2 protein-coding genes are annotated in these 13,052 nt (G+C 76.6%); both read left to right on the top strand.

The window, feature by feature from the left end; genetic code table 11:
• The first annotated feature begins 41 nt into the window (after positions 1-41).
• On the top strand, positions 42-8,222 hold the full coding sequence (locus ACFWZ5_RS06500) for an amino acid adenylation domain-containing protein (protein ID WP_384890483.1): 8,181 nt from the start codon (positions 42-44) through the stop codon (positions 8,220-8,222).
• Positions 8,219-13,045, top strand: coding sequence for an amino acid adenylation domain-containing protein (locus ACFWZ5_RS06495; protein WP_384795044.1), 4,827 nt, complete (start codon positions 8,219-8,221; stop codon positions 13,043-13,045). The genes ACFWZ5_RS06500 and ACFWZ5_RS06495 overlap by 4 nt, the downstream gene beginning before the upstream one ends.
• The last annotated feature ends 7 nt before the right edge of the window (positions 13,046-13,052 follow it).

Below are 13,052 nucleotides of genomic sequence, written 5' to 3'. Positions count from 1 at the left end.
ACAGCCAAGCCCGCGCACCAGGCCGCGGTGAAGGGAGCCCGATGAGCAGCCGGACGGATTCCGCCCAGCCCGTGCCCGAGAGCCTGCCCGTGTCCGACAGCCTGCCCGTGTCCGAGAGCCTGCCCCTGTCTGAGAGCCTGCCTCTGTCCGAGAGCCAGGAGGGGATCTGGCTGGCGCAGGGCATCGAGAGCTCACGCCGCCTCTACACCATCGGCCAGCACGTCGAGATCGTCGGACCGCTGGACACCGGCGCCTTCGCGCACGCGCTGCGCCGGACGGTCGAGGAGACCGAGATCCTGCGCGCGCGGTTCGTCGCGGCACCCGGCGGCGGGGTCTGTCAGCTCTTCGTACCGGAGCCCGAGTGGACCCTGACGGCGGTCGACCTGCGGGCGCACGACGACCCGTGGCGCGCGGCCGAGGCCTGGATGCGCGCGGACCTCGACCAGGTGCACGGGCCCACTGAGGGCGGCCTGTTCACGTACGCGCTGCTGACCCTCGCCCCGGACCGGCACCTCTGGTACCAGCGCTACAACCACCTCCTGATGGACGGCTTCGCCTGCTCGCTCGTCGCCCGCCGGGTCGCCGCCCACTACACGGCGCGGCTCCACGGCGAAACGGTTCGGCCGCCGGGTCACGCGCCGCTGCGTGAACTCCTGCGGCAGGAGGCCGCGTACCGCGCGTCCGAAGGCCACGAGCAGGACCGCCGGTACTGGCACGACCGCTTCGCCGACCGGCCGGAGCCCATAGCCGTCCCCGGCCACCGCCCGGCCGCACCCGGCGGCGCCCCGCGCGCGACGGGCCATCTGCCGCCGCCCGCCGTCAAGGCCCTGCACGCGGCGGCGGCGCGCGCCCAAGTGAGCTGGCCGCGGCTCGTCGTGGCCGCGGTCGGCGCGTTCACCTGCCGGCTCACGGGCGCCGACGAGGCCGTCCTCAGCCTCCCTGTCGCCGGACGCCCCACCGCACAGGCCCGGCGCACCCCGTGCACGCTGGCGAACGTCCTGCCGTTCCGGCTGCCCGTGGCCCCGGACACGAGCCTCGACCAGCTGGCCCGCGCGGCGGCGCGCGAGGCCGACGGGCTGCTCGCGCACCAGCGGTTCCGCGGCGAGCGGCTGCGCCGCGAACTGGGCTGGCCGGGCGGCGGCCGCTGGCACTTCGGACCCTTCGTCAACTTCCTGCCGCTCGGCGAGAACCTGCGCTTCGGGCCCTGCCGCGGCATCGTCCGCGACCTGTCGAGCCGCCGCGTCGAGGACCTCAGCGTGGTCGTCGGCGGCTGGTCGGAGGAGGCGGGCACGGCGATCTCCCTGGAGGCCGACCCCGCCCGCTACGACCAGGACCTGACCCGCGCCGGCCACCGGTCCCTGCTGCGCTTCCTGGAGCGCCTCGCGGCGGACCCGGCCGCACCCGTCGGCCGGATCGACGCCGCGACCACACCCGCGCCCCGGCCCGCGCCGCCCCCGCGACAGCAGCCGCCCGTACCGGAGCTGATCGCCCGTCAGGCGGCCCGCAGGCCCGGCGCGGTGGCGCTCGACGACGGCCGGCACGCCCTGACGTACGGCGAGCTGTGGGCACGGGCCGGACGCGCGGCCCGGCGTCTGGCGGGCGCGGGCGTGAGCCGCGGCGACCGGGTCGCCGTCGTCGCCGACCGCTCGACGGACCTGGTCGTGGCGCTCCTCGGGGTGTGGCGCGCCGGAGCCGCGTACGTGCCCGTCGACGCCGCTCACCCCGCCGAGCGGGTGGCGTTCGTGCTCGCCGACTGCGCCGCGTCGGCGGTGGTGTGCACCACGGCGACCCGCGCCGCCGTGCCCGACGGCGGCGCGCGGGCGCTGCTCCTCGACGACCTGGTGACGGCGGGGGAGCCGCCCGCGTACGACGACGGGCCGCACGTCCGCACCGACGGCCGCGACACGGCGTACGTGATGTACACCTCCGGCTCGACGGGCACGCCCAAGGGCGTGGCCGTGCCGCACGCGGGCGTGGCCGCCCTGGTGGGCGAGCGCGCCTGGCACGTCGGCCCCGACGACGCGGTGCCGATGCACGCCCCGCACGCCTTCGACGCCTCCCTGTACGAGGTGTGGGTGCCGCTCGCGGCGGGCGGCCGGGTCGTCGTCGCCGGGCCGGGGTCCTTCGACGCCCAGCGCGTACGGGAGTTCGCGGACCGGGGGGTCACGCGGGCGCATCTGACGGCCGGGTCGTTCCGGGTCGTCGCGGGGCAGGCACCGGAGTGCTTCGCGGGCCTGCGCGAGGTGCTGACCGGCGGTGACGTGGTGCCCGCCGCGGCGGTGGCGCGGGTACGCGATGCCTGCCCGGACGTGGTGGTGCGGCACATGTACGGGCCGACCGAGGCGACCCTCTGCGCGACCTGGCACCTGATGCGGCCGGGCGATGCAGTGGACGACGTCCTGCCGATCGGCCGACCCCTGGCGGGCCGCCGCGCCTTCGTGCTCGACGCGAACCTGCGGCCCCTCGAACCGGGCCTGGTCGGCGAGCTGTACCTCGCGGGGGCCGGGCTCGCCCACGGGTACTGGCAGCGGCCGGGGATGACGGCCGAGCGCTTCGTGGCCTGCCCGTTCGCGCCCGGCGAGCGGATGTACCGCACGGGCGACCTGGTGCGCGAGACCGCCGCGGGCGACCTGCTCTTCGTGGGGCGCGCCGACGGCCAGGTCAAGATCCGCGGCTTCCGCGTGGAGCTGGGCGAGGTCGAATCGGCGCTCGCCGGGCACCCGGCGGTGGCCCAGGCCGTGGCGCTCGCCCGCGAGGACGCCCCGGGCGAGCGCCGCCTCATCGGCTACGTCGTCCCGCGCGGCCCCGGCGCCGTGCCCCCCGACGCCGTCCGCGCCCACGTCGCGGCCCTGCTGCCCGACCATATGGTCCCCGCGGCCGTCCTCGCCCTGGACGCGCTGCCCGTCACCCGCAACGGCAAGGTCGACCGCGCGGCGCTGCCCGCCCCCGACTTCGCCCGCAAGGTCACCGGGCGGGCCCCGCGCACCCCGGCCGAGGCCGTCCTGTGCGAGCTGTTCGCCGCCGTCCTGAAGCTGGACCGGGTCGGCGCGGACGACGGCTTCTTCGAGCTGGGCGGCGACTCCATCCTGTCGATGCAACTGGCCGCCCAGGCACGGCGGTCCGGCGTGCTCTGCACCGCGCAGGACGTGTTCGAGCACGACACTCCGGCGGCGCTCGCGGCGGTGGCCCGCTTCACCGGGGCCGCACCCGACACCGCACGCGACGACACCGGGGCCGGGGCCGGGACGGCGAGCGCCGGATCGATCCTCACGGACCTCACCCCCGACGAGCTGGCCCGGCTGCGCGCCGCGGCCCCCGGCCTCACCGACGTCTGGCCCCTGTCACCGCTCCAGGCGGGCATGCTCTTCCACACCACGTACGCCGACGACAGCCCCGACGTGTACGCGAGCCAGCGCGTCCTCGACCTCGAAGGCCCCCTCGACGCGGCCCGCCTGCGCGCCTCGTGGCGGGCGCTCGTCGACCGGCACGCCGTGCTGCGCGCCACCTTCCACCCCCGGTCCACCGGCGAACCCGTGCAGGTCGTCGCGGACGACGTGCCGCTGCCCTGGCGCGAGACCGATCTGTCCGCGCTCCCACCGGACATGGCGCAGGGCGAGGCGGCACGGCTCGCCGGGGCCGAGAAGGCGGAGCGCTTCGACCTCACGACGGCCCCGCTCCTGCGCCTGCTGCTCGTCCGCCTCGGCCCCGACCACCACCGCCAGATCGTCACCAGCCACCACACCCTCCTCGACGGCTGGTCCATGGCGGTCGTCCTCAAGGAGCTCGCCGAGGTGTACGCGGCGGGCGGCGACGCGTCGTCCCTGCCGCCCGCGACCTCGTACGGCACCTACCTGGCGTGGCTGGCACGGCAGGACGAGGACGCCGCCCGGGAGGCCTGGCGCGCGGAGCTCGCGGACGTCACGGAACCCACCCTCGTGGTGCCCGAGGACACGGTGCGCACGCCCGTCGTGCCGCGCCCCGTGACCTTCGAGCTCGACGACCGCCTCACGCACGCCGTCACCGCCCTCGCGCGCGCCCACGGCGTGACCGTGAACACCGTCGTGCAGGGCGCCTGGGCGCTCGTCCTCGCCCGGCTCGTGGGGCGCACGGACGTGGTGTTCGGCACGACGGTCGCGGGCCGGCCCGCGGACCTGCCGGGCGCCGAGTCGGTCGTCGGCCCGTTCATCAACACCCTGCCCGTCCGCGTGCGCGTCGACCCGGAGCAGCCGGTCGCCGCCCTGCTCGCGGGCCTGCGGGAGCGGCACGTCGCCCTCATGCCGCACCAGCACACGGGACTCCAGGAGCTCCGCCGGACCGTGGGCGCCGGTGCCGTCTTCGACACCCTCGTGGTCTTCGAGAACCTCCCCGCGCTGCCGGGCAGCTCCGCAACGTCCCTGCGCATCCGTCCCGTCGGCGAGCCGCAGGACCGGGGCCACTACCCCCTCGCCCTGATCGTCGTGCCCGACGAGCGGCTGCGCGGACACCTCGTCGGCCGCCCGGACGCGGTGGCACGCGCCCGCGTCGAGGACCTCGTCCACTCCTTCACGCGGGTCCTGGAACAGCTGACGGCGGACCCCGCGCGGCCCCTGGGACGCATCGGCGTCCTCGGCCCGGCCGAGCGGGCCCGCGCCCTGGAACACACCCTCGCGACCGGCCCCGCCGCCCCGCGGCACACCCCGCTGGTGCCCGAGGCCTTCACGCGCCGCGCGGCCGAGGCCCCCGCCGCCGTGGCCGTCGAAGCCGGGCCGCGCACTCTCACGTACGGCCGACTCGCCGCCGACGCCGCACGCCTGGCCCGGCACCTCATGAGCGCGGGCGTGGGCCCCGAGACCCCGGTCGCCGTGCTCGCCGACCGCTCCGTCGAGCTGATCGTGGCGCTCGTGGCCGTGTCCCTCGCGGGCGGCGTCTACGCACCGGTCGACCCCGGCCACCCGCCCGCGCGCGTCCGCCGCGTCCTGGACGACGTCGCCGCGCCGGTCCTGGTGTGCACGCGGGCGACGCGCGACGCCGTGCCGCGCGGCCACGCGGTCCGCGTCGTGACCCTGGACGCGCCGCACACCGCGCGCGACATCGCCCTGCGGCACGCGGGACCCGTGGCCGACCGGGAGCGGCCGCTGCCGTTGCGGGCGGCGCACGCGGCGTACACCATCCACACGTCCGGCTCGACCGGCACGCCCAAGGGCGTGACCGTCCCGCACGGCGCGCTGCGCGCCCTCGTGGCCGACCACACCCGGCGGTACGCCCTGGACGCGGCGAGCCGGGTCCTGCAACTCGTCTCCCCGAGCTTCGACGTGTCGATGGCGGACATCTGGCCCGTCCTGTGCGCGGGCGGCCGCCTGGTCCTCGCCCCGCCCGTGGGGCAGCACGCCACCGGCGACGACCTGGTGCGCGTGCTGCGCGCGAGCCGGGTGACGCACGTCGCGATGACCCCGACCCAGCTCGCGCAACTCCCGCCGGCGCGCCTGCCCGACCTGCGGGTCCTGATCATCGGCGGCGAGACCGCGCCGGACGACCTGCGCCGCCGCTGGACGGCCGACGGCCGTGACATCCACAGCGAGTACGGCGTCACCGAAGCGGCGGTCACCTCGACGGCCAGCCGCCCCCTGCGCGCCGAGGACGCCCCGACGACGGGCCGCCCGATCGCGGGCACCGCCACCTACGTCCTGGACGCGTTCCTGCAGCCCGTGGGGCCCGACACCGTCGGGGAGCTGTACCTCGCGGGCGCCGGGCTCGCCCGCGGCTATCCGGGCCGGGCCCGGCTCACGGCCGAGCGGTTCGTGGCCTGCCCGTTCACGCCGGGGGCGCGGATGTACCGCATCGGCGACCTGGTCCGCAGGACCCGGGCGGGCGACCTCGTCCACGCCGGGCGGGCCGACGCGCAGGTGAAGGTCCGCGGGTTCCGGGTGGAGCTCGGCGAGATCGAGGCCGCGCTCGCCGCACACCCCGGGGTGGGCCGGGCCGTGGTGACGCTCCGGGAGCACGGTGAGCGGGGGGCGGGGGAGCGGCGCCCGACCGGAGGGGAGCGGCGCCTGATCGGATACGTGACGCGCGGCGCCCCGGACGCCTCCGGACCCCGTGCGGGGGGTGCCGTCGATGGCTCCGCGCGACCCGCCCCCGATGGCCCTGCCCCCGCCGAACGGCCCGCCCTGGACGGCGAGTCGGTCCGCGAGCACGCCGCCGACCTCCTGCCCGCGTACATGGTGCCCGCCGCCGTCGTGGTCCTCGACGCGCTGCCCGCCACCCCGAACGGCAAGGTCGACCTGGCGGCCCTGCCCGCCCCCGACTTCGCCGAGCGCGCCGTCGGGCGGGCCCCGGAGAGCGCGGCGGAGGACGTCCTGTGCCGACTGTTCGCGGAGGTCCTCGGCCTCGAACGGGTCGGCGCCGACGACAACTTCTTCCGGCTCGGCGGCGACTCCATCCTGTCGATGCGGCTGGTCAGCCGCGCCCGCGGGGCAGGCGTTTCCGTCACGTCGCAGGACGTCTTCGAGCACGCGACCGCGGCCGGACTCGCGTCCGTGGCGCGGCTCGGCACGGGAGCGGAGCCCGCGTGGGACGTCGGCGTGGGCGAGGTGCCCTGGACGCCGGTGATGCGGGCCCTCGGCGAGCGCGTCACCAGCGGCGAGTTCGCGCAGTGGGTGATCGTCGGCGCGCCCGCGGGCCTCGGCGTCGACACCCTGACGGCGGGCGTACGCGCGCTGCTCGCCACCCACGACATGCTCCGCGCGCAGGCCGTCGGATCCGGGCCCGAGTCGCGCCTCGTGGTGCGCGACCAGGCCTCGGTGACCGCCGCGGACCTGGTCACCCGGCTCGATGCGGCCGACGTGACCGAGGCGGGCCTGGACGACGCCGCGACCCGGGCCGCGCGTGCCGCGGTGCACCGGCTCGACCCGTCGGCAGGGGTCCTCGTCCAGGCGGTGTGGCTCGACGCCGGACCCCGCAGGACCGGCCGACTCGCCCTCGCCGTACACCACTTGGCGGTCGACGGCGTCTCCTGGCGGATCCTCCTCCCCGACCTGCGCGCCGCCTGCGAGGCCGCCGCCGCGGGCCGCACACCGGCCCTGGAGCCGGTGGGGACATCGTTCCGGCGGTGGGCCAGCCTGCTCGCCGGGCAGGCGAGCGCGCCGGAGCGCACCGCCGAGCTGGAGAGCTGGGCGGCCGTGGTCGCCCACGCCGAACCACCCCTGGGCAACGGCGAGTTGAACCCGGAGCGCGACACCGCGGCGACCGTCCGCCGCACCACGTGGACGGTGCCCGCGCGGCACGCCCGGGCGCTGGTGGGCAACGTCCCGGCGCTGTTCCACTGCGGGGTGCACGAGGTGCTCCTGTCGACGCTCGCGGGCGCGGTCGAGCACGGGCGGCGGCACGCCGACGCCGCCGACAAGAACGGCGGGGGCCGCACGGGCGGCCTCGTCCTCGTGGACGTCGAGGGCCATGGCCGCAGGCCGCTCGGCGGGGCCGATCTGCTGCGCACCGTGGGCTGGTTCACCAGCGTGCACCCGGTCCGCCTCGACCTCGCGCGCGTCGACATCGACGAGGCCGTCGCGGGCGGACCGGCCGTCGGCGCGCTCCTGAAGACCGTCAAGGAACAGGCGCGTGCGGTGCCCGGCGACGGCCTCGGCTACGGGCTCCTGCGCCACCTGGGCCAGGAGACGGGGCCGATACTCGCCGCCCTGCCGCGCCCCCAGATCGGCTTCAACTACCTGGGCCGCTTCGCCACCGACGGCTCCGTCGACGGCTCCACCGGCACTTCTGCCGACGGCTCCACCGGCCGCCCCGCCGGATCCGTCGAGCCCTGGCAGCTGGCCGGTGAGACCGCGATCGGCGGCTCGGCCGCCCCGTCGATGCCCGTCGCCCACGTCGTGGAGGCCGCGGCCGCCGTCCGCGACACCCCCGAAGGGCCCGAGCTCACCCTCATGCTGAGCCGGGCCTCGAAGGTCCTTGACGAAGCCGCGGCGGAACGCGTCGGCCGGACCTGGCTCGGCCTGCTCGCCGCCCTGGCCACCCACACGACGGACCCCGCCGCGGGCGGCCACACCCCGTCGGACTTCCCGCTGATCGACCTCGCGCAGGACGAGGTCGACGAGTTCGAGGCCATCGCGGCCCGTCTTTCCGGACCGCCGGAACCAGCCGAGCCGTCCGAGGGGCTTGACGGGCGGGGACGGTGTGCCGGACTTGAAGGACTCGAAGGATGCGAAGGACGCAAAGGGGGACGGTCGCTGTGAAGGCTTCCACCACCGGCCAGGGACCGGACGCCAAGGGCCCCGTGGCCCACGGTTCCGCGGCCCACCGCACCGCACCGCACGGAACCGCACCGCACGGAACCGCACCGGACGAAACCCCGCCACACGAAACCTCGCCACACGGAACCTCGCCACACGGAACCTCGCCACACGGAACCGCGGCCCACGCGGCCGCGGGCTCCGCCCTCGCCGAGGTCTGGCCGCTCTCGCCGCTGCAGGAAGGCCTGCTGTTCCACGCCGACTTCGACGGCCAGGGCCCCGACGTGTACACCGTGCAGTCCGTCCTGTCCGTCGCGGGCCCCCTCGACGCGGCCCGCCTGCGGACCTCGTGGCAGGCCCTGATCGCCCGGCACGCGGTGCTGCGGGCCGGCTTCCACCGGCGCGCGTCGGGCGCGGCGGTGCAGCTCGTCCTGCGCGAGGTCGCGCTGCCGTGGACCGAGGCCGACCTCTCGGACCGCACGGAGGCCGCCGCCCGGGCGGAGCTCGACCGGCTCGCGGAGCACGAGCGGTCACGCCGTATCGACCCGGCGGTGGCACCGCTCCTGCGCCTGCTCCTCGTGCGCGTCGGCGACCGCCACCACCAGCTCGTCCTGACGAGCCACCACATCCTGCTCGACGGCTGGTCGCTGCCGGTCCTGCTCGACGAACTCGCCACCGTGTACGCGGCGGGCGGCGACGCGTCGTGTCTGCCGCCCCCGACCTCGTACCGCGCGTACCTGTCGTGGCTGGCCCGCCAGGACAAGGAGGCCGCGCGGGCCGCGTGGCGCGCGGAGCTCGCCGGAACCGAGGAGCCCACGTTCGTCGCGGGAGCGGCATCGGGAGCCTCATCCGCCTCTTCGGCCTCGTCGCCCAGCGCTCCTTCGCGCGGCGTCCCCACCCCCACCAGAAGGTCCGTGTCCCTCTCTCCGGAGACCTCCACCGCCCTGGCCGGACTCGCCCGCACCCACGGCCTCACCCTGAGCACGGTCGTACAGGGCGCCTGGGCCCTGGTCCTGTCCCGCCTCGCCGGGCGCACGGACGTGGTGTTCGGCGCGACGGTCGCGGGCCGCCCGCCTGAGCTGCCGGGCGCCGACTCCGCGATCGGCCTGTTCATCAACACCGTCCCCGTGCGCGTACGCCTGGACGCGGACAAGCCGCTGACGCACCTGCTCACCGAACTCCAGGAACACCACACGGCCCTGATGGCCCATCAGCACCTCGGCCTCACGGACATCCAGGCGGCGGCGGGCCCGGGCGCGTCCTTCGACACCCTCCTCGTGTACGAGAACTACCCTCGCGCCCACGGCCGCCCGCCCACCCCCGACGCCCTCACCTTCACTCCCGTGGAAGCCCGCCAGGCGACGCACTACCCGCTGTCCCTCGGCATCGCCCCCGGCGACCGCCTGCGCGTCGACGTGACCTACCGCCCCGATCTGGTCGACGAGGAGATCGGCGAGGCCCTGGGCGGCATCGTCGCCCGCGTGCTCGACCGGATGGCGGCCGACCCGTCGGCCCCGGTGGGCCGCGTCGGCGTGCTCACGGGCCCGGAGCGCGGTCTGGTCCTGGAGGGCTGGGGCGCCACGGCGGGCGAGCCGCCGACCGGACCGGTGCCGGAGCTGATCGCGGCACGGGTCGCGGCGGCCCCGGGCGCGGTGGCGGTCACGGACGACGAACGGACGCTGACGTACGGCGAGTTGTGGCAGGAGTCGGGCCGCCTGGCCGCGTATCTCTCGGACCAGGGTGTGAGCCGTGGGGACCGTGTGGCCGTGGCCATGGAGCGGTCGGCCGACGTGGTGGTGACACTGCTCGCGGTGTGGCGCGCCGGGGCCGCGTACGTGCCCGTGGACGCGAACTCCCCCGCCGAGCGGATGGAGTTCGTGCTGCGGGACTGCGCTCCGGCGGCGGTCCTGTGCACGGCGGCGACGCGGGCGACGGTGCCCGACGGGTCCTGGCGCCTCGTGGTCCTGGACGACCCGGACGGGGCACGCGGGTCGGCCGCGCACGGGGACGGGGCGTCGCCGGCGCGTGTGGGTCCGGGCGATGTGGCGTACGTGATGTACACCTCCGGTTCGACGGGTGTGCCGAAGGGGGTGGCGGTGCCGCACGGCAGCGTGGCGGCCCTGGTCGGCGAGCGCGAATGGCACCTGGCCCCGGACGACGCCGTGCTGATGCACGCGCCGCACGCCTTCGACGTGTCCTTGTACGAGGTGTGGGTGCCGCTGGTGTCGGGCGGCCGGGTGGTCGTCGCCGGGCCGGGCGCGGTGGATGCCCGGCGGGTGCGGGAGTCCGTGGCCCGAGGGGTGACGGCGGCGCATCTGACGGCCGGGGCGTTCCGGGTGCTCGCGGGGGAGTCGCCGGAGTGCTTCGCCGGGTTGCGTGAGGTGCTGACCGGCGGTGACGTGGTGCCCGCCGACTCGGTGGCGCGGGTGCGCACGGCCTGCCCGGACGTGGCGGTGCGCCATCTGTACGGGCCGACGGAGACGACGCTGTGCGCGACCTGGCAGACCTGGCGGCCGGGCGAGCCGGTGAGCTCGGTCCTCCCGATCGGCCGCCCCCTGCCCTGCCGGCAGGCGTACGTCCTCGACGCGTTCCTGCTGCCGGTGCCGTCGGGTGTCACGGGCGAGCTGTACGTGGCGGGCGAGGGCCTCGCGCAGGGCTACTGGGCGCGGCCGGGCCTGACGGCGGAGCGGTTCGTGGCGTGCCCGTTCGTTCCGGGCGGCCGCATGTACCGCACGGGCGACCTGGTGCGGTGGACCGGCGACGGCGCCCTGGTGTTCGTGGGCCGCGCCGACGCGCAGGTGAAGATCCGGGGGTTCCGCGTGGAGCTGGGCGAGGTCGAAGCCGCGCTCGCCGCGCACCCGGGCGTGGCCCAGGCGGTCGTCACCGCACCGGAGACGGGCCCGGGAGAGCGCCGCCTCATCGGCTACGCGGTCCCCGGTGAGCCGGGCCTGGACGGGGAGGCGGTCCGCGCGTACGTGGCCGAAGCCCTGCCCGAGTACATGGTGCCGTCGGCCGTCCTGGTGTTGGACAAGTTGCCGGTGACGCGGAACGGCAAGGTGGACCGGGTGGCGTTGCCCGCGCCGGACTTCGCGGGGCGGGCGTCGGACCGGGTGGCCCGGTCCGGGGCGGAGGAGACGCTGTGCGGGCTGTTCGCCGACGTGCTGGGTCTGGAGCGGGTCGGGGTCGAGGACAGCTTCTTCGAGCTCGGCGGCGACTCGATCACGGCGATGCAGCTCGCCGCGCGGGCCCGCCGTCTCGACCTGGACTTCACGGCCCAGGACGTCTTCGAGCACGAGAACCCGGCCGGCCTCGCGGCCCTCGCCGCCGAGGCGGGCGCGCCCGCCGACGCCTCGGCGGACGACGGCGTCGGCGAGGTGCCGTGGACACCGGTGATGCGGGCGCTCGGGCAGTGGGCCGCGGATCCCGCGTTCGCGCAGTGGGTGGTGGCCGGCGCCCCGCCGGGGCTCGGGCGCGATGTGCTCGCGGCGGGCGTGGGGGTGGTGCTCGACGCGCATGACGTGCTGCGGGCGCGGGTCGCTGAGGGGTTCAGGCTCGTCGTCGCCGGGGCCGGGGCGGTGGACGCGGGGGCGCTGGTGACGCGGGTCGACGCCACATCGGACGACGACCTGGACGCGATCGCGGGCCGGGCCGCGCGGGATGCGGTGCGGCGCCTCGACCCCGCCGGGGGCGTGCTGTTCCAGGCCGTCTGGGTGGACGCGGGCCCCGATCGCGTGGGCCGACTGGTCCTCGTAGCGCACCACTTGGTGGTGGACGGCGTGTCCTGGCGCATCCTGCTCCCCGACCTGCAAGCCGCCTGCGAAGCTGTCGCGGCCGTGCGCAGCCCCGAGACGGAGCCGGTGGGCATGTCGTTCCGGCGCTGGGCCGAGCTGCTGTCCGACCAGGCCGCCACGGAGCGGCGCGTGGCCGAGCTCGACGCGTGGCGGGACCTGCTCGCGGCGCCGGAACCACCGCTGGGCAAGCGCGCGTTCGACCCGGGGCGTGACACCGTGGCGAGCCTGGTCCACCAGGCGTGGACGGTGCCGCCGGAGCAGGCGCGGGCGCTCGTGGGCACGGCGCCGACGGTCTTCCACTGCGGCGTCCACGAGGTGCTGCTCGCGGGCCTCGCCGGTGCGGTGGCGCACGGGCGGCAGGGGGCCGTGCCGGGCGTCCTGGTCGACGTCGAGAGCCATGGCCGCGAGCCGGTCGAGGGCGTCGAACTGTCCCGCACGGTGGGGTGGTTCACCAGCACGCACCCGGTGCGCCTGGACCTGACGGGCGTGGACCTGGACGAGGCCCTGTCCGGCGGCCCGGCGGCCGGCGCGCTGGTCAAGGCGGTCAAGGAGCAGGCCCGCGCGGTCCCGGGCGGCGACGGCCTCGGCTATGGCCTCCTGCGCCACCTCAACCCCGAGACGGCCCCCGTCCTCGCGGCCCTCCCACGCCCCCAGATCGGGTTCAACTACCTCGGCCGCTTCACCGCGAGCGCCCACCGGAACCAGCCCTCCGCCTGGCGGATGACGGGCGAACTCGGCGGTTCGGCCGCCCCCGACACGCCCGCCCTGCACACCCTGGAAGCGGGCGCCATGGTCCAGGACCGCGCAGGGGAACCCGAGCTGAGGCTCACCCTGACCTGGCCCGCCGACCTCATGGACGAGCGGACGGCCCACGACCTCGGGCGGGCCTGGCTCGACCTGCTCGCCGCCCTCGCCGCCCACACCACCACCGACCCCGCCGCCGGGGGCCACACCACCTCCGACTTCCCGCTCGTCGACCTCGCACAGGACGAGGTCGACGAACTGGAAGCCGACTTCGCCGACGGCACCACCTGACCCGCCC

The sequence above is a fragment of the Streptomyces sp. NPDC059003 genome, assembly GCF_042740445.1.
Lineage (GTDB): Bacteria > Actinomycetota > Actinomycetes > Streptomycetales > Streptomycetaceae > Streptomyces.
This window is presented reverse-complemented; position numbering and strand designations above follow the sequence as displayed.